The sequence below is a fragment of the Tundrisphaera lichenicola genome (genome assembly GCF_051175385.1).
GTDB lineage: Bacteria > Planctomycetota > Planctomycetia > Isosphaerales > Isosphaeraceae > Tundrisphaera > Tundrisphaera lichenicola.
The window spans coordinates 7,064,107-7,087,259 of sequence record NZ_CP195106.1 but is presented as its reverse complement, the minus strand read 5'-3'; the positions used below and the strand labels follow the sequence as shown (position 1 = coordinate 7,087,259).

At 66.9% G+C, this 23,153-nt stretch carries 20 protein-coding genes; 10 read left to right on the top strand and 10 right to left on the bottom strand.

Features of this window, described 5'->3' with window-relative positions; translation table 11 throughout:
* The first annotated feature begins 232 nt into the window (after positions 1-232).
* Complete coding sequence (locus P12x_RS28100) at positions 233-1,186, top strand: sugar phosphate isomerase/epimerase family protein (protein ID WP_435011743.1); 954 nt, start codon at positions 233-235, stop codon at positions 1,184-1,186.
* A 202-nt stretch (positions 1,187-1,388) separates the two neighbouring features.
* Here the strand turns inward: P12x_RS28100 and P12x_RS28095 are convergent, their stop codons facing one another.
* The 6 genes from P12x_RS28095 to P12x_RS28070 form a co-directional block, all read right to left on the bottom strand.
* Positions 1,389-2,192: a TrmH family RNA methyltransferase gene (locus tag P12x_RS28095; protein WP_435008407.1), complete on the bottom strand. Its 804-nt coding sequence runs from the start codon at positions 2,190-2,192 to the stop codon at positions 1,389-1,391.
* 23 nt (positions 2,193-2,215) lie between these two features.
* Complete coding sequence (locus P12x_RS28090) at positions 2,216-4,138, bottom strand: hypothetical protein (RefSeq protein WP_435008405.1); 1,923 nt, start codon at positions 4,136-4,138, stop codon at positions 2,216-2,218.
* Positions 4,139-4,297: 159 nt separating this feature from the next.
* A complete protein-coding gene (locus tag P12x_RS28085) occupies positions 4,298-5,071 on the bottom strand; it encodes a hypothetical protein (RefSeq protein ID WP_435008404.1) in 774 nt (257 codons plus the stop codon).
* A 74-nt stretch (positions 5,072-5,145) separates the two neighbouring features.
* The gene (locus P12x_RS28080) at positions 5,146-6,153 is read right to left on the bottom strand and encodes a DUF1559 domain-containing protein (RefSeq protein ID WP_435008403.1); all 1,008 of its coding nucleotides are present in this window, start codon (positions 6,151-6,153) and stop codon (positions 5,146-5,148) included.
* Entirely contained in the window at positions 6,150-7,481 is a 1,332-nt protein-coding gene (locus P12x_RS28075; protein WP_435011742.1) for a PQQ-dependent sugar dehydrogenase, read from the bottom strand. Before P12x_RS28075 ends, P12x_RS28080 begins: the two co-directional genes overlap by 4 nt.
* A gap of 344 nt (positions 7,482-7,825) precedes the next feature.
* Positions 7,826-8,704, bottom strand: a complete 879-nt coding sequence (locus tag P12x_RS28070; RefSeq protein WP_435008401.1) for a sugar phosphate isomerase/epimerase family protein — start codon at positions 8,702-8,704, stop codon at positions 7,826-7,828.
* Between the two features lie 1,221 nt (positions 8,705-9,925).
* On the opposite strand from P12x_RS28070, the gene P12x_RS28065 reads away from it, so the two are divergent.
* Both P12x_RS28065 and P12x_RS28060 read left to right on the top strand, forming a co-directional pair.
* On the top strand, positions 9,926-10,267 hold the full coding sequence (locus tag P12x_RS28065; RefSeq protein WP_435008399.1) for a DUF1493 family protein: 342 nt from the start codon (positions 9,926-9,928) through the stop codon (positions 10,265-10,267).
* A 97-nt stretch (positions 10,268-10,364) separates the two neighbouring features.
* Positions 10,365-11,270 carry a phosphotransferase gene (locus tag P12x_RS28060; protein WP_435008397.1) on the top strand — a complete coding sequence of 302 codons (906 nt, stop codon included), beginning with the start codon at positions 10,365-10,367 and terminating at the stop codon, positions 11,268-11,270.
* A gap of 35 nt (positions 11,271-11,305) precedes the next feature.
* Here the strand turns inward: P12x_RS28060 and P12x_RS28055 are convergent, their stop codons facing one another.
* Positions 11,306-13,045: a serine/threonine-protein kinase gene (locus P12x_RS28055; RefSeq protein ID WP_435008396.1), complete on the bottom strand. Its 1,740-nt coding sequence runs from the start codon at positions 13,043-13,045 to the stop codon at positions 11,306-11,308.
* A gap of 319 nt (positions 13,046-13,364) precedes the next feature.
* Between P12x_RS28055 and P12x_RS28050 the strand changes: the two genes are divergently transcribed.
* The 4 genes from P12x_RS28050 (at position 13,365) to P12x_RS28035 (ending at position 15,861) form a co-directional block, all read left to right on the top strand.
* Positions 13,365-13,538 carry a hypothetical protein gene (locus P12x_RS28050; RefSeq protein WP_435008395.1) on the top strand — a complete coding sequence of 58 codons (174 nt, stop codon included), beginning with the start codon at positions 13,365-13,367 and terminating at the stop codon, positions 13,536-13,538.
* 373 nt (positions 13,539-13,911) lie between these two features.
* The gene (locus tag P12x_RS28045; RefSeq protein ID WP_435008393.1) at positions 13,912-14,733 is read left to right on the top strand and encodes a 4Fe-4S dicluster domain-containing protein; all 822 of its coding nucleotides are present in this window, start codon (positions 13,912-13,914) and stop codon (positions 14,731-14,733) included.
* Between the two features lies 1 nt (position 14,734).
* On the top strand, positions 14,735-15,652 hold the full coding sequence (nrfD, locus tag P12x_RS28040; protein ID WP_435008391.1) for an NrfD/PsrC family molybdoenzyme membrane anchor subunit: 918 nt from the start codon (positions 14,735-14,737) through the stop codon (positions 15,650-15,652).
* A complete protein-coding gene (locus P12x_RS28035; protein WP_435008389.1) occupies positions 15,652-15,861 on the top strand; it encodes a hypothetical protein in 210 nt (69 codons plus the stop codon). Before nrfD ends, P12x_RS28035 begins: the two co-directional genes overlap by 1 nt.
* 9 nt (positions 15,862-15,870) lie before the next feature.
* Here the strand turns inward: P12x_RS28035 and P12x_RS28030 are convergent, their stop codons facing one another.
* Positions 15,871-17,505 (bottom strand): porin, encoded by a 1,635-nt coding sequence (locus tag P12x_RS28030; RefSeq protein WP_435011741.1) that lies wholly within the window; start codon positions 17,503-17,505, stop codon positions 15,871-15,873.
* A 293-nt stretch (positions 17,506-17,798) separates the two neighbouring features.
* On the opposite strand from P12x_RS28030, the gene P12x_RS28025 reads away from it, so the two are divergent.
* The 3 genes from P12x_RS28025 to P12x_RS28015 all read left to right on the top strand — a co-directional run bounded on the left by P12x_RS28025 (position 17,799) and on the right by P12x_RS28015 (position 20,625).
* Positions 17,799-19,028, top strand: a complete 1,230-nt coding sequence (locus P12x_RS28025) for a cupin domain-containing protein (protein ID WP_435008387.1) — start codon at positions 17,799-17,801, stop codon at positions 19,026-19,028.
* Positions 19,029-19,226: 198 nt separating this feature from the next.
* Entirely contained in the window at positions 19,227-19,637 is a 411-nt protein-coding gene (locus tag P12x_RS28020) for a cytochrome c (RefSeq protein ID WP_435008386.1), read from the top strand.
* Between the two features lie 79 nt (positions 19,638-19,716).
* A complete protein-coding gene (locus P12x_RS28015; protein WP_435008384.1) occupies positions 19,717-20,625 on the top strand; it encodes a DUF1684 domain-containing protein in 909 nt (302 codons plus the stop codon).
* 55 nt (positions 20,626-20,680) lie between these two features.
* On the opposite strand, the gene P12x_RS28010 is transcribed toward P12x_RS28015, so the two are convergent.
* Positions 20,681-21,880: a tetratricopeptide repeat protein gene (locus tag P12x_RS28010; RefSeq protein WP_435008383.1), complete on the bottom strand. Its 1,200-nt coding sequence runs from the start codon at positions 21,878-21,880 to the stop codon at positions 20,681-20,683.
* Positions 21,881-21,948: 68 nt separating this feature from the next.
* A complete protein-coding gene (locus tag P12x_RS28005; protein ID WP_435008381.1) occupies positions 21,949-23,097 on the bottom strand; it encodes a DUF1559 domain-containing protein in 1,149 nt (382 codons plus the stop codon).
* Positions 23,098-23,153 lie beyond the last annotated feature (56 nt).

Sequence of the window (23,153 nt, the reverse complement as noted above, 5' to 3'; positions counted from 1 at the left end):
GCGAGTCCCTCCGTCGGATGTCGATCAGGACCGTCCGCTCGATGTGATCCAACCACGAATGTTACCGTAACAACGAATATCTTTCGCCCCAAATGAAATCTTTCGGATTTTGTCGCCCCGGCCCGACACGGGGGCGTCCGGAGATTCCCGGGGCACGTCACGCTTGCCCCGGGCACCGTCGCGGGCTAGCCTGGACCCGATCGATTCCTAGGTCAAGGAGCCGGATGAAATGATGATGCCGAATCGGAGGGGATTCCTCGGGCTGGCCGGGGCCGCGGTGGTCGGGCTGGGAGGGTCGGCCGTGGGGCAGCAGCCACAGGCGGGTCCGTCGGGATCGAAGCCTCGCCGACGCAATTCGATCGGCGTCTCGACCTACTCGTTCTGGCAGTTCCGGGGCGAGCGGCTGGGGATGGCCGACTGCATCGAGAAGGCCGCCGCGATGGGGTTCGACGGCGTCGAGATCCTCCACGTCCAGATGGAGGACGAGTCGCCCGCCGCCGTCAACAAGATCAAGCGTCAGGCGCACTCGCTGGGCCTGGCCCTGATGGGCTTCTCGACCCACCAGGGGTTCGTCTACCCGGAGGCCGACCTCCGGCAGACCAACGTCCAGAAGACGATGTACCAGATCGAGCTCGCCGCCAGCCTGGGCATCCCCACCATGCGGATCAACACCGGCCGGTGGGGCACCGTCAAGTCGTTCGACGACTTCATGGCCAAGAAGGGGATCGAGCCCGCCCTGGAAGGGCACACCGAGGACGAGGCGTTCGGCTGGGCGATCGAGTCGATCGAGAAGATCCTGCCCCGGGCCGAGGCCTGCGGGGTGGTCCTCGGCCTCGAGAATCACTGGGGCCTGGGCCGGACCGCCGACGGGGTCCTGAGGATCGTCGAGGCGATCAAGTCCCCCTGGCTCCAGATGACGCTGGACACCGGCAACTTCCTCGAAGACTCCTACGCCCAGATGGAGAAGATGGCGTCCAGCAGCGTGCCGATCGCGCTGGTCCAGGCCAAGACCTACTACGGCGGGGGCCGCTGGTACAAGCTCGACCTCGACTACTCCCGGATCGCCAAGATCCTCCAGGATCACGATTACCGGGGCTGGATCTCGCTCGAATTCGAGGGGAACGACGAGGCCGAGTCCGCCGTCCCCAAGAGCCTGGCCATGCTCCGGGAAAATTTCGGGGGGTGAGTTGAGTGCTCGCCCGGCGGGTGGCATGCTCAAGCTGCGCGAGGGCGTGGGGTGACACCCGCGATGAGCCATGCTCTCGCGCAGCGTGAGCATGGCACCCGACATAATTGTCTTAATGTGACGACAAGTTAACTCCGGATTACGTTATCGTGGCGATAGCGAAAAAGTAAGGACGTGGGATTTCGTTGTTACGCTGCCGGATTCACCCCAGGTCCGACCGGGTGTAGTGGTGGAGGAAGATCCCGGCGGCCACGGCGACGTTGAGGGAGTCGGCCCCGGGTCGCATCGGGATCGTGACCCGGCGGTCGACCCGGGCGAGCCAGGTGTCGTCCAGGCCGGTCGCCTCGCTTCCCAGGACGATGCCCAGTCGGTCGGGCCGGCTCGCGCGATCCAATGGCTCGGCGTCCGGGTGGGCGTCGGCGGCGATCAGGCCGAGCCCGTGATCGCGGCGGAGCCGGTCGACCAGGCTCGGCAGGTCGTCCTCGACGAAGACCGGGAGCCGGAACGCGGCCCCCATCGAGACCCGGATCACCCGGCGCGACAGGGCCTCGGGGCACGCCTTGCCGACCACCACGGCGTCGACCCCGAAGGCGTCGCCGATCCGGAGGATCGAGCCCAGGTTGTCGGGCTTGTCCAGGGTCGGGCAGATCACCAGGGTGGCTCGCGGGCCTCGAGCCTGGAGGATGGAGTCCAGATCGGGCCAGTCGCGAGCCCCCCCGCAGGCCAGGACCCCCCGGTGGAAGTGGTAGCCGATCAGGTCCTCGATCCGGTCGTCCGGGACGACCAGCAGGGGGATGTCCTCGGGGACCTTCGGGGCAATCCTGCGCTCGAATCGCTCGGTCGACAGGACCGAGACGGTGGGGAACTCGCTGGCGAGCAGGCGGTCGACCAGCGTCTCCCCCTCGACGACGAACACGCCGGAACGCCGGGTCCGGTTGGTCGGCTTGAGGTGGCGGTAATGGGCGACCCGAGGGTCATCGAGGTCGGAGATCGGGATGCGCGGCATCGAAGGGGACTCGGCGAAGTGGTTCAAGGGGAGGTTGTTGCCGGTGGAGTCGGGTCTCCCGCAGGCTGAGGTTGGACCCCTCGGAGGAGGACATCCCACCCCCGCGCTCCCACGTCATCGTGCTTGTCGGTCCGCCACTTTTTCGGTTGGTAGTCGCCCCTCTCGTCCTGGGCGTTCGCGCCGATCGAGTAGATCAAGAACTGTCCACCTTCACGGAGGAGGCGAAAGGGCTGGCCCGAGAAGGGGTCGACCGGCGGGTCCGGGAGGATCTCCGGATCGATCGATTCGATCGAGTCGGGCCATGACCCGGTCTTGAGCCGGTGCCGCTCGGCGGCGATCAGGATGGCTGTCGACCCCAACTCGGCCAGGTATCGCGAGTGGGCCGTGTAGCTCGCCGACAGGGCCGGGATCATCAGGACGGGGAGGGTCGCGGTATTGAAATGGAGCTGCCAGCTCCGACGAACCCGGTCGACTTCGGCTTCCAACTGACGGACAAGTGGCGGGCGGGCCGAGGGTGGCTGACGGGCGATGTCCACGGCCTGGTTCATCCACTCCAGCCCGAGGGCCATCTGGTTCTCGTACATGATCCGGCCCCAGGGGGCGGTCACCGTCTTGCGCTCGCGGGGATCGGCCTTCGAGCTGTCGCTCGAGAGGGCGGAGATCGGGATCTCGTTGGTCGCGATCCGCCGGATCACCTCGATCAGGATGGCCCGTTCTCCCTTCAAGGCGTCGAGCAACAAGGGCTGGTCGAATTCGTCGAGGATCAGATCCTGGAGCCGGGCGAGCGCCTCATCGGACGGCTCGCTCTGGGCCAGGACCCTGCGCGAGGATTGCATCGCGACCACCCCGATGGCGATCCGGACCAGTTGCGAGATCAGGAAGGGCTCGTCGCCGATCGATCGGCCGACTCCGAGGATGGCCCGGCAGGAATCGAGGGCCCCGTCGGGATCGCCGAAGTGGTCCCGGACCGCCGCGTCTGCGGCCAGCAGCCGGGCCGCCGTCCGGGCGGCCTGCGTCTCGGGCAGGGGCGTGTCGATGAGCGTCGGGCCGGGTTGGAACTCGTGTTGCCCCCGGTCGAATTCCGCGACGGTCCGGGCGATCGCCACCGCATCGGAGTGGGCGTCCATCGCGCCCTGGAGGGTCTCGGCGACCTCGTCGGATAGCAGGACGTTATTGGGCGTAGCGGAGAGGACATCGTAGGCTTTCGAAACCTCGTCGGGAGTCCCCTGGGCATCTCCGGCTGTCGCCGGGGAAGTTGCGGGCCAATCCCGGGGTAGGAACGAGAGTGCATCGGCGACGAAGAGCGCGGAGTTCTCCTCGTCGGGGACCGGATCACGGTCGGCGAGCAGGTCGTCCCAGCGCCAGGATGGGTCGTCTTGATCGGCCTCGGCGACCACGGCTTCGAGGCGTCGGTCTACCTTCCAGGCCAAATAAGTTCCAATCCCGGCCGAAATCGCGAGGATCGCCAGGAGCGTCAGGCCGAGCCGGATCGCCCATCGGCGGGATCGCGATCGAGGGGCCGGGGGCTGCCCGGCGGATTCCTCGCCCCTCTTCCTGCGGAGGAATGGAACGGGACGGGCGAGCCTCGCCCCCCACAAGGCCCTTCGAGAGCCCGCGGGGGCCCGGGGGATGAGGCCAATGACCAGGCCGAGGATCGCCCCGATGATCCCTCCCCAGACGGCGGAGACGAGCCAGAAACCGAGCGAGTTGGTGAGCAAACCCGGAATGCCCCATCCTCGGCCGGTCCCCAGGCCGAACGCGGCCAGGGCCAGGCCAAGGACCAGGGGCACGGCCGCGATCGCCCCGGTGACGTAAGAGACCCATCGGAATCCCCGCTTTGCTCCACGCCACAACGACCGGAGCAAGCTCGGTCGCGGCTCCTCCTGCTTCGAGACCGGCTCGGGGAGGGTGGGGGCGGGCTCGGGGCCGTCTTCCTCTGAGGCCATCGTCTTGCGATCCTCCGGGATCGATGAGTGTTTCAGGATAAATCCACCGAGATCGCCGCATCCCGTTCCCCGGTGGAGATGCCCCGTCCGGCGATCCGGTTGACAGATCGCCGGGCGAATGGGCCCCGCCATCGTCAAGGCATCCAGGATACCTCGGCGTCAGGTTGGTTTCGATCGCGAACGGCTCCACCATCGCCAGCCCAGCCCCAGGCCCAGGAGCCAGGCCAGGAGGAGGGCCTGGAACAACTCGCGACGCCGGACCTCGCCGTAGGTCACCGTCCCCGAGCAGCCCGCCATCATTATCAAAAGACAGGCAATCAAGAGGATCGGCACGACTCGACGATCGAAGAAGTAATCGCGCCAGATCTCGGTGGCGGCCCAGAAGGTCCCGAACAGCGAGCCCACGAAGAGCAAGGCCACCGTCAGGCCGTTCGCGAACGACCGCCCGGCCCGGCCTCGACGGACCGCCCGAAGGCGGACCACCCAGGCCACGATCAGCCACCCATAGGCGATCCAGCCGAGGAGGGCGATGATCAAGGGCTCGGGGGGGAAGGGAGAACCCGACCACGGGACGGTGATGGACGCCCAACGCAACGCGCTCGCGACGAGGGACCAGGTATAGAGGATCGCGACCGCGGAGATGAATCCGACCCAGGGGCCGATCGCCACCCAGGCCCATCTCCGGGAGAGCCGCCCCCATCCCTTCCGGGCCTCGGGATCGTCGGGAAGGTCGAGCGTGGCCCCCGCCAGGTAGCCGAATCCCAGGAGCGGGCCAAGCTGGATCAGCCAGGCCGCCCAGCCCCAATCCCGAGGGTCCACGCCCCTCCAGAACCCCAGCGCCTGCGAGCACGCCTGGCCCAGCAGGGCCGGGATCAGCGGGAAGAACATCCAGGCCAGGAACAGGCGGAAACCACCTTGATGCCCCGCCTCCATGTAATTCTCTCCGCGAGAGAGGAGAAATCGTCGATGACGAGGAAGGAGTGGTGCCCCAGCGCCTCCGACGCGGATCAGAACGAATCCGCCGAGACGGCCTCGCCCAGGTTTCGGGTGGAGATGGCCCTCCAGACGAGGAGGTTGACGCTGTCCTTGATGAAGGCGGCGTGGCCGTCGGCGAAGAGGGAGAGCGCCCCCCCGGGATGTCGGCTCCGGGCGGCCTTCCAGCCGGGGTCGTGATAGGTGATGCAATCGGGATCGGGGGAATTGGGGGGCACATGATGGCTATAGAGCGTGTTCAAGTAATTGCCGTCGAACCAGGCCGCCCCCTTGTTGAACAGCCAGCCCTTGCCGGCCTGCCGGCAGAGGTCGTCGGTCAGCGGGCCCGCGGCCACGTGCGCCACGGCGCGATCCATCGCCGAGGGGACCGGGGTGGGCGAGGTCTGGGTGTACGACGGCCCGGCGATCCCGAGCAGGCCCTCCGAGGCCGCCACGGTCTGGCTCGACCCGTCGAGGATGTCGCGGATCGCCAGGCTCGGGCCGAGGATGAACAGCCCATCGGCGCGGGTCGCGTTCCCGCCGTTGGTCCCCGATCCCGAGCAGAACGCGTAGTTGGTCGGCCCCGAGTCGTCCATCGGGGCGGGGGCCCCGTCGCTCGGGCAGAGGAAGACGGCGACCCTGGTCCTCATGGCCGTCGTGTTGGCCGGATAGGGGGGCCAGAAGGCCGACCCCCCCGCGGGGCGGGTCGCCAGCGGGAACTGGAAGTTCAAGGAGTTGGCCAGGTTGGCCTGCTCCAGGTACGGGGCCATCTGGGCCAGCGGCGACCACCGGTACTGCTGGGGCGAGGTCTCGGCCGGCACGGCGCCGGTCGGGTAGAGGAACCCGACCGGGAAGCCGCCGTGCGTGGCGTGGTAGTTGTGCAGGGCCAGCCCGATCTGCTTCAGGTTGTTGGCGCACTGGGCCCGACGCCCCGCCTCGCGCGCGGCCTGGACCGCGGGCAACAGCAGGGCGATCAGGACCGAGATGATCGCGATGACCACCAGCAGCTCGATCAGGGTGAATCCGGCCCTTCGTCGGATCATCGGGCGGCGACCTTCGCCTTGGTGGTCGAGATCCGCCAGACCGTGCCCGAGCCGTCGTCGGTCACCAGGAGCGCCCCGTCCTTGGCGACGGTCACGCCCACCGGGCGGCCCCAGACGTCCCCCTCGGGGGTGACGAAGCCGGTCAGGAAGTCCTCGTATTCGCCGGTCGCCTTGCCGTCCTTCAAGGGGACCCGGATCACCTTGTAGCCGGTCCGACGCTCGCGGTTCCACGAGCCGTGCTCGGAGGCGAAGATGTCCCCCTTGTACTCGTCGGGGAACTGGTCGCCGGTGTAGAACGCCAGGTCGAGCGAGGCCGAGTGCGACTGGAGGATCACGTCGGGGACGATCACCTTGTCCTTCAGCTCGGGGTGCTTCCCTTCCATTCGAGGGTCCTGATTCCCGCCGATGTAGTACCAGGGCCAGCCGTAGAAGCCGCCTTCCTCGACGTGCGTGATGTAGTCGGGCACGAGGTGGTCGCCCAGCCCGTCGCGCTCGTTGACCGAGGTCCAGATCACGCCGGTCCCGGGCTGGATCGCCAGTCCGACGGGGTTCCGGATGCCCGAGGCGTAGATCCGCTCGTGGCGGCCTTCTGGGGTGAATTCCAGGATGTCGGCCCGGCGTTCCTCGTCCTTGCCGTCGTCGACATTCGTCTTCGAGCCGACCGAGACGAACATCCGCTTGCCGTCGGGCGAGAAGTCGACGTCCCGGGTCCAGTGGCCGCCCCCGGTGAGCTGGGCGAAGCCGGGCAGCTCGGCGACGATCGTCTCGGGCCCGGCGCTCGCCTTGGTGTCGCCGGCCTTGTAGGGGAAGCGGACGACGTTCGTGGTGTTGGCGACGTAAACATGCGTCGGGTTCGGGCCGGGGGGATGGAAGGCGATCCCGAACGGCCGGTTCAGCTTCTCGGCGAAGATCGCGGTCAGCTCGGGCTTGCCGTCGCCGTCGGAGTCGCGGAGGACCTTGACGCGCCCGGCCTGGCTCTCGGCGATGAAGAGGTCGCCGTTGGGGGCGGTCATGATGACGCGGGGGTTGGTCAGGCCGGTGGCGAACTCCTCGACCTGGAACCCTTCGGGGACCTTGGGCCAGGCCCCGTCGGGCCGCTTGACGACCTTGGGCTGATTCTTCGCCGAGGGGGTGTCGAACGGCTTGGGGAGGTCGTCCACCGTCAGTTTCCGGCGGACGCCGGGGGCGTCGGTGGTCCAGTCGCCCAGGGCGTCCTGGCCGGTCCGGGTGGCCGCAGGACCCTTGGGGGCGTCGGCGATGGCCCAGGTGGTCAGCAGGCCCGCCGCCACGGGCAGGGCGAGGAATTTGGACCGGAGGTCGCGGGTCATCATCGGACTCTCGGGGGTGCGTCGGGGGTGGGAGCGATCGAGGGGCGGGCGAGAGGGAGCCCGGATCTCGATCACGATGGCTTCGACGGTAACACGGAACGAATACGCATAGCAACGAAACTCGGGGCTTTGCGAAGCCTGAGCTTGTTGCTGGCTCGCTCCTCGGGGTGAGGGTCTTCTCTGCCTCTCTCTCCCTCCGGGAGAGGGCCAGCGTGAGGGTCCTTTGCGATACCGGCGACGTTCGATGACCCTGGATCGGATCCCGAGGGTATGGCCACGAGCCCTCACCCCGGCCCTCTCCCAAAGGGAGAGGGAGCAAGAAAATGCGGCCCGGCGAGCCTTGATTATCCGTTCATCCCCGAGAGTACGCCCTTGAGATAGCCGATGCTCTCGGCCGTCCCGGGGATGGGGTCGTCGGCGTCCTTCTCGTACTCCAGGCCGACGTGGTAGGCGTACTTGATGTCCAGGAGGGCCTGGAGGATCCCCCGGAGGTCGAGGACCCCCCGGCCCAGCTCGACCGGCTCGGAACCCCCGCTCGGCGCCGCGATGTCCTTGATGTGGAGGTCGAAGAGTCGGCTGGCGCAGGTCCGGATCGCCGAGGCCGGGTCGGTCCCGGTCCGCGCGGTGTGGCCCACGTCGATGCACAGGCCGATCCTCGGGTCGAGCGAGCTGACCGCCTCCCAGACGTCCAGCGGCGACGGCCAGATCTTGTCTTCTGGCCCGTGGTTGTGGATCGCCAGCTTGATGTCGTACTCCTTGACCATCTTGTCCAGGGTCGGCAGCGAGGCCTTGGTCGGGTTGCAGACGATGGTGGGGATGCCCGCGTCGCGAGCGTACTCGAACATGGCGACCATGGCCGTCTCGTCGTCCTTGGTCGAGATCACGCCGCAGCTGACCGGGGTGATCCCGGCGTCCCGGAACTTCTGGGTGAGGGCCTTACGCTGCTCGGACGTGCTCTTGAGCGGGAGGTGGAAGTCCTTGATCGAGGCGTAGTGGAGCCCGAGCCGATGGATGGCCGCGATCGTCTGCTCCGGGGAGAGCTTGCGGAAGGTGTAGGTGGCGATCCCCATCTTCAGGCCGAGCCAGGGGTCGCGGCCGGGGGCGAGGGCCGCCGGAGAGGCCCCGAGCGAGCGACCGGCCAGCCCGGCCATCGGCGAGAGCGCCGCGGCCGAGGCGGCGAGCCTGGCAAATCCTCGACGAGAGATCGCGGGGGTTCGGTCCATGGGATTCGGCTCCGATGCGAGGGTCCGGTTCGATCCGTTGGGTGGGTGGCCACGGGCCATTGGGCCAGCATACGGCCCGGGCGAACCCGATGCGAGTTCCTTGTGGGCGGGAGTTCGCCCGGCTCTCGGCCCGTGATCTGGAGATCCGCGATTCCACGTCGAGCCGAGCCCGGGACTCGGCCGTCGGAGACCGGTCCGGCTACCCGCCCGTTGCGAGGAGGCCAGGGCCGGGATCAACTTGCCGCCCGCTACAGTCGGCGAAGGCGGCCTCCTGTGAATTTGTTAAGTGGAAATTTGCTCAATGTGTGATCCCTTTATAGCGTTGTGTTCAACAGACGGATTCGGCGCATCCTGCCCTGAGAATGCGCCATCGTTGACGAACTGAAAAGCGTTAGGATGGAGTAGCCGGGGGGCACCTGACTGCTCGGGGGACGGGGTGCGAGGAGAGGCCGATGGCATGCCGATGACCTACCGAGGCCTTTGTTCTGCCTGCGGTTACCGGACCACGCCCTGCCCGTCCGGATGGCATGCCATTCGAGTGGATTTCGGCCCCCTGGTCGTGCTGAGGCATCCCGGTGAGTCGAGAATCCTCGACCGGATCGGGCTCACCCTCTCCCAGGCGTCGCGAGAGGGGCGGCTCATCCGGTGCACCCTCCTGGCCTGCCCGACTTGCGGCGGGTTCTACGAGCGCCGAGAGAGCGACTTCGCCCGCAACTCGGGCTGCCTCGCTGGGCTCGCCTGCGGCGTTGTCGCAGGGTTGGTCGTCGCAACCTCCAGCGGTTCGCTGTTCCCATCACTGCTCTCCGGTCTCGGGGCCTCCATCCTGGTCTTTGCCATCGCCGATCGGCTCGCTCTATGGAGGCATCGTCGCCGTGCGTCGGACTCGGACCCTGTCGTCGAGGATGTTCCGTGCGGCTGCGAGAACCCCGACATGGCTTCACTGGTGCCGCTCGGTCGGACGGTTGGCAGTCCCCCTTTCAGGTGCCCAGCCTGCGACCGAGAGTCGTTGAGGTTCCATGTGTTTGGTAAATCCTGATATTGTCCGTGTTTGATGTGCGGTGCATCTCGCAGAATACCTCGTTTCGTGAAAAGTGGCGGCCTTCGGCATCGGGTCAATTGCCGGATGCACCATCGAAGAAGAGGCTTTTCGACCGGGAAGGTATGCCTGTGGATCGAGCGCTCGCGGACGAAGTCCGGGAATTCCTCTGCAACTTCTAGGGTGTGCGGTCGGACAGGCTCCGTCCCGAGTCGCGCCTGGAGGAGGACCTGGGCATGACCGGGAGTGATGCCTCCGAGTTCCTGGAGGCGTTCGCCGGGGCGTTCGGGGTCGATCTGGCGGGGATCGAGTTCCACAAGCACTTCGGGCCGGAGTGCGGGCCGATCCTCTTCTGGCCCCCCGGCCTGAAGGAGGAGATGCGGGACCTGGGCCAGTATCCGGTGACGGTCGGGCACCTGATCGAAGTGGCCGGCGCGAGGCGGTGGTCCTGCCCGCCGAGGTCCGGCGAGAAGAAGTGGCCGGACCTCCCCCCGACCGGTGTCTGGGACCGAGAGCTGGACGGTTGAGCGGGATTGCATGCGTCCGTCCGGTGGACCGATGGCCCGGGTCCCGGTAGGATCTTACCGAGAACTCGCGCCGAATCCTCTCCGCTGGGGAGTCATCATGACGGACACTTCGGGGCGGGACGAGAAGGGGCGAATCCGCGACCTCCTGCTCCGCGTGCCCGCGCTCTCGGGCCGCGAGTTCTCGATCGAGCCGCTGGGCGGCGGCATGACCAATCGCAACTTCCTCGTCGAGGCCGACGGCGAGTCCTATGTGGCCCGCGTCGCGGGCGAGGGGACCGAGCTGCTGGGGATCGATCGCGACCGTGAGGCGGCCTGTGCCCGGGCGGCGTTCAAGGCCGGGGTGGGCCCCGAAGTGGTCGGCTCGCTGCGCGGCCCGGCCGTGCTCGTCACCCGCTTCGTGCCGGGGCGAGTCCTGACGACCGAGTCCCTCCGAGAGCCGACCACGCTCCGGCGAGTGGCGCAGTCGCTCCGACGTTGCCACGAACACCCGGCGCCGCCCGAGGCCGCGGCGTTCTCCCCATTCGCCGGGGCTCGCCTCAATCATGCCCTGGCGAAGGAGCGGCAGGCCGCGATGCCGGGGGAGATGGGCCAGGCCCTCGCGACCCTGGACCGGATCGAGCGGGATCTGCCGGCGGGCGACCCCCACTGCCTCTGCCACAACGACATGTTGCCGGCCAACCTCATCGAGGACGATCGTCAAATCTGGATCATCGACTGGGAATTCGCCGGCCTCGGCGACCGCTACTTCGACCTGGCCGCCCTCGCCGCCAACGGCGAATTCGACGACGAGCAGGAGGAGGCACTGCTGGCCGAGTATCTCGGGGAAGTTCGCCCGCAGGACCTCCGCCGGCTCAGGCTGATGAGGCTCGTCTCGAACTTCCGCGAGTCGACCTGGGGCTACCTCCAATCGGTCCTCTCGAATCTCTACGAGCCGGATTATTACCAGGACTATGGCAAAAGGTATCTCGAACTCTTCCTGGCCGGCAGCGAGGGGCTGGTCTGACGAGCCCGGCTTCCTCGCCGAGCCTCACCGATTTTTCAGAGGCGGCCCTCGATCGCCCTCAGGATCGTACGCCCGAGGCTTGGTCCGATCATGGCACCAATGCCGAGCCCGACGGCCCCGAGCCCCAACCTCCATCGAGTTCGCTGACGACTCGGCGCTATCGATCCGGCGAAGAGTCCGATTGCGGCACCGAACTCAGCCGTCAGGAACCGAGAGAGGAGCGTGACGATTTGTTGAAGTCTGACGTTGATGTTGTAGATTTCCAGGGTTGTCGAATCAAACATGTTTTTGTGTTTTGTGATGATGTCCTTTGTGGCTTCTTGCATGGCATAGGTGATGTCAAACAGCCCTACCCATGCCATCAAGGCGATGACATTGACGACCAGGAGCGAGAGCATCCACGATCGCGTCAGGGGTCGCTTCCTCAGCCATCTCGAGACCAGGGCCAATCGCGATTCTCGGAAGGCCGTAGCGGGCTCATCGGCGAGCCAATATTCGATATCGTCGGCGAGGGCCCGGGGCGAGGTGTAGCGGTTCTTGGGATGCAGGGCCATGGCCTTGAGGCAGATGGCTTGCAATGGAGGGTCGATCCAAGACGAGATCGATCGCGGCAGCGGGAAACGTCCGTTTTGGACGTCAGAAAGGAGTTCGTCGAGGGGCTTGCCGATGAATGGCGCTCGTCCCGTCAGGAGTTGGTAGAACGTGGCTCCCAGGCTGTAAACGTCACTGATCGGGCCAAGTCGGTCGAGATCCCCGGAGGCCTGCTCTGGACTCATATAAGCGGGTGTCCCGATCGTGGAACCTGGCAAGGTCTCGTGTGAGCCGCTCGAAGAGGAAGGAGCGAGGGCACCCTCGTTCAGGGACGTGGTAGGCTCCCCTCCGGTCCTCCCGGTCACCTTAGCTAGGCCCCAGTCAACCACCAAGGTCTCGCCGAAGCGGCCCAGCATGATGTTGTCGGGTTTGAGGTCTCGATGCAGGACGCCTTGGCTATGCGCGTACTCGATGGCATTGCAAACGTCGAGGAATCGACTCAGGAGCTTCCTCAGTGCAAGCGATCGATTACTCTCCCGGGTCAGCAGGGCCGGATTGGCGTGGAAGGTGGTAATCGCCTCCTTCAAGCTTTCGCCTCGGATGAAACGCATCGCGTAGAAGGGGCGGTCATTCTCGTCAAAGCCCAGCCCGTAGACCGGGACGATCCCGGGGTGTTCCAGGCCTCCGGTCACTTCGGCCTCGATCAGGAATCGCGACCGGCTGTCCGGGTCGTCAGCGTGGCGTTCCTGGATCTCCTTGAGGGCGACCTCACGGTTGAGTTCCTCGTCCCTGGCCACGTACACAACGCCGAGGCCGCCCCAGGCATGGGCCCGCAACTTTGAATAGCGTGAGCCGACAGAGATCCTCGTGAGGGCGTGACCCACCCGGGTTGCATACGGGTCTTCAAGCTTGCCGGAGGAGATGAGCGCGAGCGATTCGAGAACATCCCGGTCGGCGATCGAGCTTCGAAGGGCAGAGGATGCGGATTCGATGGAACTCAGGGCGGCCAGGCAGACCGATGAGTTCCCTGCATGCCGCTCGACCTGGGCGGCGATCATCGAATCCAGAAGCTTACGTAGCCTGGGGGCGAGCACCCTTTGTTCGCCGAGTATCTCGCCCAGCGGCCGGTGCTTCTCCAGAATCCAGGAATTCATGCCGGCGATCAGTTCATCACGGGTGATGAAGTCCATCTGGAGGGCCAGAATTCCGAAGAGGAGATTCCGATCGGCGTCTGCTCGGGGCATCGGGGTCTCCCTGGGACTGGGCGATAAATCCTTCGGGATGCCCATGATAGCGATGAGTTCGACTTGGTTTCATGGGTGGGCGGCGATTCCATCGATAGGGCCAGGAATAGTTCGCACGAGTCAGGCTCGACGTCCCGGCTTACGACCGAGGGGAAACCCTGTGAAGACAGGTCCCAGATTCGCGATAATAACCGGAAAGTGTCCCGTCATCCTCATTCGTGGCATGGACTGACAAAGTCCAAGAAACCCACTCCCGGATCGTCGACCATGACCAGGCTCCGACCGTTCGCGGACCCCGCCGGGGCCGATCTCGAAGGGGATGGCGATCACCTTCTGGCAGAACGAAGCCATTGCTGGAGTTCAAAACGAAGCCATTGCTGGAGTTCAGAACGAAGCCATTGCTGGAGTTCAGAACGAAGCCATTGCTGGAGTTCAGAACGAAGCCATTGTCGGGCTCGGGTTGGAGACGCTGTTTTGTGGACTGTGGGTGTAAGTGCTTGTTTTGTTTCGGTTTCGGGTGTCGGTGTCCCTGGGATGGCGTGGGAACCAGTTTCCGCGAGGAACGAAGCCATTGGCCGGTGGCGGAACGAAGCCATGCCTCGGGCTCGGGCCGAGGTGGGTGGCAGGGGTCAGCGGCCGCTGACCCCGGGAACAACCTCGTCTCGGGATCGGGCCGCCGGAGGCTTTGGAGTGCGGGAGCTTGCTTCCGCTCTGCTTGGGCGGAGCTTGCTCCGCGGGCCTCGACATCCGGGACGGCGGGACGCTCCCGAGGGGCGGGCCTGGCATGCGATTGGCTTGTCTGGGGCTCCGCGTGTATAACGGGGTGGGGCTCCGATCGAGGCCGCGAAGGCCGAGGGGGTGGCGTGATGGCTCAGGCGGTCGGGTTCTTCACGGACACCACGGTCTGCATCGGCTGCAAGGCCTGCGAGGTGGCCTGCCACCAGTGGAATGCGCTCCCGGCGCGGGATGACGGGCATGTCCCCCTCACGGGCAACAGCTACGACAATACCGGGAGCTTCTCCGACGTCGACTGGCGGCACGTCAAGTTCATCGAGCAGTTCAGCGAGGACCGGACCACCCAGTCGCGCTGGCTGATGATGTCGGACATCTGCAAGCATTGCGTCGACGCCCCTTGCCTGGAAATCTGCCCGACCGGGGCGATCGTCCGGACCGAGTTCGACTCGGTCTACATCCAGGAGCCGGCCTGCAACGGCTGCCGAGACTGCATCTCGGCCTGCCCGTTCGGCGTGATCCACGTCAGCGCCCAGAAGCATATCGCCCAGAAGTGCACGTTCTGCTACGACCGGCTCCAGAACAACCTGGTCCCGGCCTGTGCCCATGCCTGCCCGACCGCCTCGATCCAGTTCGGGCCGATCGAGGAGCTGCGGACCCGGGCGGCCCGACGGGTCGAGCAGTTGCACGCCCGAGGGGAGACCGACGCCCGGCTCTACGGGCACGACTCGAAGGTCCTGGGCGGCCTGAACTCGTTCTACCTGCTGATGGACGAGCCCGAGGTCTACGGGCTCCCCGCCGAGGTCGTCCCGCAGGTCCCCAGCCGGGGGCTCTGGCCGTCGTCGATCAAGGCCATCGGGGCCTCGCTGGCGATGGCGGCGGGGGTCTTCGCGGTCTTCGCCCGGCGCAAGAAGGCCGTGGCCTCGGCCGAGTCCCCCCGGCCGGAGGCGGCCTGAGATGAACCGGTACGACACCTTCGTGGCCGACCCCGAGTGGGGCCATTACATCATCTGGTACTTCTTCCTGGGCGGGATCGCGGCCGGGGCCTATGCCGTGGCCTGCATGGTCCGGCTGGTCGGGGACGAGGACGACCGGAAGGCCGTCCGGGTGGCCGATTACCTGGCGACTCCCCTGATCGCGATCTGCGGGCTACTGCTGGTCATCGACCTGGGGCGTCCCGAGCGGTTCTGGCATATGTTGATCCAGTCGAACACGTATCGACCGATGCTCAAGTGGTGGTCGCCGATGTCGGCGGGCTCGTGGGCCTTGTCGAGCTTCGGTGCGTTCAGCGGGATCTCGTTCCTGGCCTCGCTGGCCGAGGACGGGTGGTTCGGCCTGGGTCGGTTCCGGTGGCTGGCCGATCGCCTGACGAGAGGGCCGGTCGGGGTCCTGGTGAGCCTGGGCGGGCTGGTCTCGGCGTTCTTCCTGGGGGCCTACACGGGGACCTTGCTGACGGCCACGAACCAGCCGGTCTGGGCGCAGACCACCTGGCTTTCTCCCTTGTTCCTGGCCTCGGCGGCCTCGACGGGAGTGGCGGCGATGATCCTGATGGTCCGCTGGCGGCTCCGGGAGACGCCCCATGCGGTGGTCGATCGGCTGGAGCGGGTCGACGCGATCGCGATGGTCCTGGAACTCCTGATGCTGGTGGCGTTCGCCCTCTCGCTGGGGGACCTGGCCGGCCCGGCGATGCTCCGGTGGCCGGGGGTCCTGATCCCGGCGTTCGTGGTCCCGGCCGGGCTGCTGATCCCCCTGGCGAGCCGGAGGCTCCCGGGGGCCTGGTGGCGCTGGGCCTCGCCGGTCCTGGTCCTGGTATCCGGGTTCGCCTTGCGGTATGCGATGGTCCACATCCCCGCCACCTTCCGGATGGGGGCCTGATGCGAATCCTGGCGAGACTGATCCTGGCGACTCTGATGGTTTTCGGGGGGTGCAACAGCCCCGAGAACGGCCGTCCCCGAGGGGGTGGGAACGGCGGCGACGGCGGGAATTATGTCCGAGGCCGGATCGATCCCCCGAGCAAGATCGACGCGACCAAGGACCTCCGACGGATCGACCATTACGGGGCGGGGCCGACCGACTGGCGTTAGACCCTCGGCTCAGAAGTAGACCTGGAACCGGAGCCAGAAGAGATCGCTGGTTAACTGCTTGGCTCCCGGGCGATAGTATACCGGTTCTCCGAAGACGGCGTGCTGCCAGTCGAAGTAGATCTTGGTGAATTTGTTCAGGTACCAATTGAAGCCGATGTCGGTCATGTACGCCGCGTTGGTCCAGAGCTTGGGGTCGGAGAACCCGGCGTCGAAGACCCTCCGGTTGAGGAAGATCGAGCTGTAGCGGGCGGTCGGCTCGATCGCCCCCAGGCCGAACTTGCCGGGCCGGAGGTCGAACGGGTGGATGGGGTCGATCAGGCCGTTGTCGTTGCGGGTCTCGCCGGTGAGGATGTAGGCACCCTGGATGGAATAGCCCCCGATCGGGACGGAGACGGGGCTGGCCGTCGAGCCATCGAAGCCATACGTGTTCTTGCCCGAATCCCAGGCCCCGATGAGGGAGAGGCCCTTGTAGAAGTAGGCGGTGTGGAGTTCCCACTGCTCGCGAAGGCCGCGCTCGCGGACGTTGCCATTGAAGGCGAAGAAGGGGACGTTGGCCGTTGCATTGACCGTGTTCCCGTTGAGGGTGGAGCTGGAGACCTGCGAGGAGGTCCGGAAGACCATGGGGACGGTCGGGTTGTCCTGCGAGCCGTAATCGAGCGAGCCGCCGACGTTCAGGTGCTTCAGCGCGGACTCGGTCTCCAGGAACGGCCGGAAGTTGAAGAAGGCCATCACGTCCTGGTTGTCGCTGAAGGGCCGGTAGCTGTTCCTGGCCCCGTCGAAGGTCCCCACGGCATACTCCATCCGCTTCTTGAAGAGCTGCCCGTAGAACATCGCCCCGATCTGCCGGTTGCCCTGGAAGTTGATGTTGAAGAGCGAACGTTCGGGCGCGAGGAGGTCCTGGGCCTCAATCTTGTAGAACTCGTAGGTGTAGGGGGTCTTGAATCGGCCGACGCGGAGAACCGCCCGCTCGTCGTAGTTGAAGTTGATGAAGCCGTTGAGCAGGTCGAAGTTGTCGTAGCCCCGCTGGAAGGAGATCATGTACTCGATGGGCTTGGTGACCCGGCCGGAGAAATACAACCGGGCCCGGGGGATGTAGAAGCCGTTCTTGACGGGGTCCTGGTTGGATTGCTGGTAGATGTGGGCGTCGATCTGGGCGAGGGCCCGGACCTTGAGCTGGAATTCGGAGTCGTCGGAGGAGAAGAGGAACCCGTCCTTGTCGTAGTCGTAGGTGGTCCCCAGCTTGATCTTGCCTCTTCGTCGATTCCCGTCCGCCTGGGCGTCCTGGACGTCAACAATGCCTCCGCCGGATTCGCCGGCATCGGGCGTGGACGAGGACGAGGAGTTGGGCGAGCCGTCGCCGATCCCGCTCGGGCCCCCGGCGCCTCCCGGGCTCGGGGGGACGCCTCCCGAGGTGGTGGTCGATCCGGGAGGCGCGGCGATCGAGCCCCCGACCTGTCGGGAGAGGTCGTCATACTTGCGGGAGAGGTCGCCGAGCTGCTCGGCCAGGCGCTGATTCATCTCGGCGAGCTGGCGGACCTGCTCGGCGAGCTGGGCCGGGTCGGGCTGGGCCTGGGGAGGGGAGGGCGAGGGCGTTGGCGGAGGGTCCTGGGCCTGGATCCCTCGTGGCCAGAGGGCGACCCCCATCACGAGGAGGGCCCATCCTAGCCGTCGAATAGTTGTTGGGAAGGTCAACGACCGTGCTCCGTCCAAGGCTCTGGCAGACCCCTCCATGGATCGTCGCCGGCGCCTTCCGGTCGGCGCAGGCACGAGCCGGGATAATCATCGGCGATCCCGATCGCCTGGTTGAGCGAATCTGGCGATTGAGGCGAATTTGCCGGCTGGGTGGGTTCTCGACGAGGGCGGGAGCCCCTACAGTTGGAGGTCGCCCCTGGAGGCACGCGGTGGCCGGGCGACCCATCATCCGATGAGGAATTGTGATGTCGGACCTCTCGCGTCGAGGATTCATCGGTTCGGCCGCCTTCGCGGCGGGCCTGGTCGGGGTCGAGGCGGGACCGGAGGCGGAGGCGGACGAGGCGGATTTCGCCTTCAAGAACAACGTCCCCGACCGACTCCTGGCCGGTCGGGAATTGCCGACGTTCAAGTTCGAGCTGGAGAAGTCGGAAGGCAAGGTGATCGGGGGGAGCTCGGGCAAGGAGGCGACGGTCGAGCAGTTGCCGATCTCCAAGGGGATCGCCGGCGTCTCGATGAAGCTGGAGCCGGGCGCGATCCGCGAGCTTCACTGGCATGCCACGGCGGCCGAGTGGGCCTTCGTCATCGAGGGACGGGTCCGGACCACCGTGATCGACCCGCTGGGGAACCAGGAGACCAACGACTTCGGGCCCGGCGACGTCTGGTACTTCCCCAGGGGCCACGGGCACTCGCTCCAGGGGATGGGGCCGGGGACCTGCCACTTCATCCTGATCTTCGACAACGGCTACTTCTCCGAGTTCGGCACCTTCAGCATCACCGACTGGCTCGGCCACACGCCCAAGCCCCTGCTGGCCAAGAACCTGGGCGTGCCCGAGTCGGCCCTCGCCGGACTCCCCGAGGGAGAGGTCTACTTCGCCCGGGGCCCGGTGCCGCCCGAGTCGCAGCAGCCCCCGCTCTACGGGACGCTCCGGACCCCGCCGGAGACGCACAAGTTCGAGCTCCTCAAGCAGGAGCCGCACTCGGTCCACAAGGGGGGGCGCGAGTGGCGGCTCGGATCGGACCGGTTCCCGATCTCCACGACCATCACCGGGGTGGTCCTCGACCTCGACCCCGGCGGGCTCCGGGAACTCCACTGGCACCCCAACGCCGACGAGTGGCAATACGTCATCTCCGGGAAGGTCAGCGTCACCCTGTTCGGCTCGCACGGCCGATACCGGATCGAGACGCTCGAAGCGGGGGACGTGGGCTACATCCCTCAGGGTTATGGGCACTCGATCGAGAACATCGGCGAAGGGCCGGCCCGGGTCTTGATCGGCTTCAATACCGGACATTACGAGGCGATCGACCTGTCGACCTGGATCGCGGGGAACCCCGCCTATCTCCTGGCCGCGAACCTCGGGCTCGAAAAGTCGGCCATCGAGAAACTGCCGACCGACCGGGTCTTCATCGCACCGAAGGAGGGGGCGGAGCGGGAGCCATCGGGCCGAGACCAGTTCTCCGGACCTCCCGGCCGATGAGCGTCGCGAGATCGAACGGCCCGGCTGATCCCCCGCCCGCAACCCGGAGATTTCGCGGGAGAAGGAAATCGGATTCCCCAAGGCCCTAGGATGGAGCATCGGCCGAGACCGGCGGATAAACTGGTCCGGCCGATCGGGCCACCGGCTCCGTTGCCGGGAGGCCCGACTCCAATCCGAGGTCCCCGGAGGAAGTCTCACATGAAGAACTGGCTCGCGATGGGTGCGGTCTCGCTGGTCCTCGTCGGCGTGGCGACGGTGGGCGCGTTCGAAGAAAAGACGCCGAGCATCAAGTCGGTCATGACCAAGCTCCACAAGGGGCCGAAGGCGGAATTCTCCGTCCTGAAGACCCAGGTCGAGGCCGAGACGCCCGACTGGGACGCGATCTCCAAGACGACCGAGGACTTCGTAACCCTGGGCGCGGCGCTGGGCAAGAACGACCCGCCCAAGGGCGAGAAGGACTCCTGGAAGAAGCTGTCGGCGAAGTATCTCAAGGACGCCGAAGCCCTCGACGAGGCCGCCGAGGCCAAGGACCTGGACAAGCTGAAGGCGGCCCAGAAGGCGATGGGAGCCTCCTGCAAGGCCTGCCACACCCCCCACCGGGGCAAGTAATTCTCGATCGATCGAACTGGTCGCGTGCTCTCCGCGCGACCCGTCCGAACCCCCCTGCCCCACCCTTCGGAGCCGACCGATGACCCGATGGATCCCCCGTCGATCGTTCCTCGTCCCGATCTTCATGGCCCTCGCGGCGGCCGGTCCTGCCTCGGCCGACGAGGACTACCGGGCCGAGGTCGAGCGGTTCCGGCTCGACCGCGAGGCCGGGCTCAAGGCCGAGGACGGCTGGCTGACGGTCGCGGGCCTGGCCTGGGTCCGGCCCGGCGAGTCGAAGGTCGGCGGCGACCCATCGTCCGACGTCCTCCTGCCCGAAGGGGCCCCGCCCACCGTGGGCGTCCTGACGCTCGATGGCCAGAAGGCCGCCTTCCGGCCCGCGCCGGGCGTGACCTTCCTCCGGGGCGGTCGGCCTTTCGAGGGGGGCGAGATCCACTCCGACGCGAAGGGCTTGCCCGACGTCCTGGCCGTGGGCCGGTTCCGACTGATCCTCCTCAAACGCGGGGATCGGTTCGCGATCCGGATCAAGGACAACGAGAGCCCGATCCGGCGCGACTTCGCCGGGCTCCGCTGGTTCCCGGTCGCCGAGGACTGGAAGATCGCCGCCAAGTTCACGCCCCATCCGGTGCCGACCGAGATCGCCTTCGACACGATCGTCGGAACCCGCGACGTCCTGCCGAGCCCCGGTTACGCCACCTTCGAGAGGGACGGCCAGACCTATCGACTCGACGCCGCGAGCGAGCCCGATGGCCGCCTCTGGTTCGTCTTCCGCGACGCCACCGCCGGCCGGACCACCCCGGCCAACGCCCGCCAGCTCACCGCCGAGCCACCCCTGGGCGACTCGGTGATCCTCGACTTCAACAAGGCCGTCAACCTCCCCTGCGCCTACACGCCGCACGCCACCTGCCCGATCGCCCCGCCCCGGAACCGGCTCGGCCTGGAAGTCGACGCCGGCGAGAAGTCTTACCAAACCCGGGGCGATCGCGACTGAATCTCGACGCCCACCGGGAACAGTCCCCTCATATCCGTAGGCGATAGGTCCCCGATCAACGCGATGGTCGTCGAGGGACCGGGACGCCGAGGGTGGTCAGGCCGTCGAGGGCTGGTCGGCAGCGGGGGTTGATGGTCAGGGCCGCGCGAAAGCTGTTGATGGCCAGCTTCCGAAGTCCCGACTCGGCCGCCGCATTGCCGAGCCGCCAGCGAGGCTCGGGGTCGTCGGGGTGGGCCGTGACCTGTTCCTGGAGTGATCCGAGCCGCTGATCCCGCTCGCGGGCCTCGCGGAGCCGCGTCGCGGTCGCCAAGGCCCGATCCTTGAGGTCGAGGGAACTTTCGAGCCGGGCGAGGAGGTTCAGCGCGGCCGGGTCGTCCGGCTTCAGCGCGACCGCCCTCTCGGCGTCGGCCAGGGCGTCTCGCGGGCGGCCGATCATCTGGCGATACTGGCCTCGGGTCAGCAGGGCTTCGGGGTCGTCGGGGTCCATCGCGAGCACCCGCTCAGCGTAGCGATTCATCTCCTCGGGCTGGCCCGAGAGTCGGGCCTGGCGGGTGGCGAGGTGGAGCAACCGGGGATCGTCGGGATGTTCGCGAAGCGTCGGTTCGAGCAGGGGCGACGCCTCTTCGAACTGGCCAAGGGCGAGCAAGGCTTCTATCAGGTTGATCCGCGATTCCTCGTGGTCCGGCCGGCGGAGGAGCGCCTCCTTCAGCGGACGCACGGCGTCCGCGGGCCGGTTCTGGACGTGCAGGAGGATCTCGCCGGCGGCATACCAGGGGCTATAGTCCTTCGGGTCGAGCCGGGCGACCCGCTCGAGCAGCTCGAACCCTCGGACCGGCTGGATCGCCGCGAAGTAGACCGCGGCGAGCACCCGGGCCGCCATCGGCTGGTTCGGGTTGAGCGCCAGCGACCGCTCGAGCAGCGGCCGGACTTCATCGGGTCGGTCGAGCGCGGCGAATGCCAGCCCCTTGACGGTCAGGAGGTCGGCCTCCCACGGCCCTCGCTCGGGGACCGGCGCGACCCTATGCAGGGCCAGGGCCGCGTGGCCGCGCTCCAAGTCGGCTCGCGCCTGATCGATGGCGGCCCGGGCCAGGGCCGCACGATTCGCCTGGTGCGCCCGCCAGAACGCGAGGCCGCCGCCCACCGCGACGACCACGGCGACCGCCCCGAGGAGGATCGACCGTCGACGGCGAGATCGGGGGCTCCAGACCATTGAACTCGACACCAATGCCTCGCTCCGGCCGGCCTGTTTCCGCATCGGATCATCCGGCCGCAAGCGGCCCGTCCCATCGGCCGGGGACGATCCCCGGCCGATAGGCGGGTCGGTCAGTACGAGTCGGCCGAGAGGACTTCGCCCCCATTCCGGGAGCCGAGATACCAGATCACGGTGTTGTTGGTGGTCGACTTGAGGAACCGGACCGAGCCGTCGCAGAAGGCGACGCTCGCCCCGCCGGGGTGATAGCTGCTCAGGTTGATCATGCCCGGGGCGTCCATGTCGCCCCCCCAGGGCTCGAGCTGGCAGTTGGGGTATTGGGAGTTCGGCGGCAGGACCATCGTCCCGAGCGAGGTGCCGAGCATGCCGATCGTCCAGGTCTTGCCCACGTCGCTCTTGTTCGTCTTCCAGTTGCCGACCGAAGCCTTCGCATTGCCGGCGCAGGTGTTCAGGAAGGACTGGAAGTCCGCCTGGCCCGCGGGGAAGAAGCTGGTGGCGCCGTCCCAGCTCCCGATGCCACCGACCGTGGAAGATCCCATGGCCCCGATGTTGACCACGTCCTGGATCGACAATCGATTGATGTCATTGTCGCCCATCCGCCATTCGCCGAAGGCGACGGTGTTGCTCGTCCCGTCGGTCATGTCGCGGATGGCGCAGGTCCCCCGCATCCCCGCCGAGGTGGTCGCGAACGTGCCGTTATGGCCCACGTTCGAGGCCCAGGGGCAGATGCCCGAGCCGATCGAGCCGAAGTAGTTGTTGCCCGGGTAGCGGTCGGTCATCCAGGCCGGCACATCCCCGTATTGCCCGGTGGGCAACGTTGAGGACGGACAGAGGAACGAGTTGATCCGGGTGAGGTTGGCGGTCGCCTGGACGCCGTTGTCGCAGTTGTCCGCCGCGGAGATGCTGAAGTTGATCGCGTTGTAGACGGCGGTCTGCTCCATGTATCCGAGCAGCTGCGCCTGCGGGCTCCAGTTGCCCCACCCCGACGTCCCGCCGGTCCCGTTGGAGTTGTTCGCGTCCCAGATCGCCACCTGGGCATAGGCCTGGGGATACGACTGGTTCCCCGACTCGTAGTTCGCCAGGGCCAGCCCGAGTTGCTTGAGATTGTTGATGCACTGGGCGCGTCGGGCGGCCTCGCGGGCCGCCTGGACCGCCGGCAAGAGCAAGGCAATCAGCACGGCAATGATGGCGATGACCACCAGCAGCTCGATCAGGGTGAACCCTGCGGGGTGCCGCCGAGCGGTTCGGTCACACGAATTCATGGCGAATACTCCTCGAATCAGTGAAGGATGAAGAGTGGGGCCCGAGATTCAGGAAG

Bases quoted from the DNA above. Each gene is read 5' to 3' on its own strand.
- P12x_RS28010 (WP_435008383.1), bottom strand. From the start codon at position 21,880: ATGCGGAAACAGGCCGGCCGGAGCGAGGCATTGGTGTCGAGTTCAATG.
- P12x_RS28030 (WP_435011741.1), bottom strand. From the start codon at position 17,505: ATGGGGGTCGCCCTCTGGCCACGAGGGATCCAGGCCCAGGACCCTCCG.
- P12x_RS28075 (WP_435011742.1), bottom strand. From the start codon at position 7,481: ATGACCCGCGACCTCCGGTCCAAATTCCTCGCCCTGCCCGTGGCGGCG.
- P12x_RS28055 (WP_435008396.1), bottom strand. From the start codon at position 13,045: ATGCCCCGAGCAGACGCCGATCGGAATCTCCTCTTCGGAATTCTGGCC.
- P12x_RS28025 (WP_435008387.1), top strand. From the start codon at position 17,799: ATGTCGGACCTCTCGCGTCGAGGATTCATCGGTTCGGCCGCCTTCGCG.
- P12x_RS28090 (WP_435008405.1), bottom strand. From the start codon at position 4,138: ATGGCCTCAGAGGAAGACGGCCCCGAGCCCGCCCCCACCCTCCCCGAG.
- P12x_RS28070 (WP_435008401.1), bottom strand. From the start codon at position 8,704: ATGGACCGAACCCCCGCGATCTCTCGTCGAGGATTTGCCAGGCTCGCC.
- P12x_RS28035 (WP_435008389.1), top strand. From the start codon at position 15,652: ATGCGAATCCTGGCGAGACTGATCCTGGCGACTCTGATGGTTTTCGGG.
- nrfD (WP_435008391.1), top strand. From the start codon at position 14,735: ATGAACCGGTACGACACCTTCGTGGCCGACCCCGAGTGGGGCCATTAC.
- P12x_RS28005 (WP_435008381.1), bottom strand. From the start codon at position 23,097: ATGAATTCGTGTGACCGAACCGCTCGGCGGCACCCCGCAGGGTTCACC.
- P12x_RS28085 (WP_435008404.1), bottom strand. From the start codon at position 5,071: ATGGAGGCGGGGCATCAAGGTGGTTTCCGCCTGTTCCTGGCCTGGATG.
- P12x_RS28095 (WP_435008407.1), bottom strand. From the start codon at position 2,192: ATGCCGCGCATCCCGATCTCCGACCTCGATGACCCTCGGGTCGCCCAT.
- P12x_RS28050 (WP_435008395.1), top strand. From the start codon at position 13,365: ATGGCGATCACCTTCTGGCAGAACGAAGCCATTGCTGGAGTTCAAAAC.
- P12x_RS28080 (WP_435008403.1), bottom strand. From the start codon at position 6,153: ATGATCCGACGAAGGGCCGGATTCACCCTGATCGAGCTGCTGGTGGTC.
- P12x_RS28045 (WP_435008393.1), top strand. From the start codon at position 13,912: ATGGCTCAGGCGGTCGGGTTCTTCACGGACACCACGGTCTGCATCGGC.
- P12x_RS28100 (WP_435011743.1), top strand. From the start codon at position 233: ATGATGCCGAATCGGAGGGGATTCCTCGGGCTGGCCGGGGCCGCGGTG.
- P12x_RS28060 (WP_435008397.1), top strand. From the start codon at position 10,365: ATGACGGACACTTCGGGGCGGGACGAGAAGGGGCGAATCCGCGACCTC.
- P12x_RS28015 (WP_435008384.1), top strand. From the start codon at position 19,717: ATGACCCGATGGATCCCCCGTCGATCGTTCCTCGTCCCGATCTTCATG.
- P12x_RS28020 (WP_435008386.1), top strand. From the start codon at position 19,227: ATGAAGAACTGGCTCGCGATGGGTGCGGTCTCGCTGGTCCTCGTCGGC.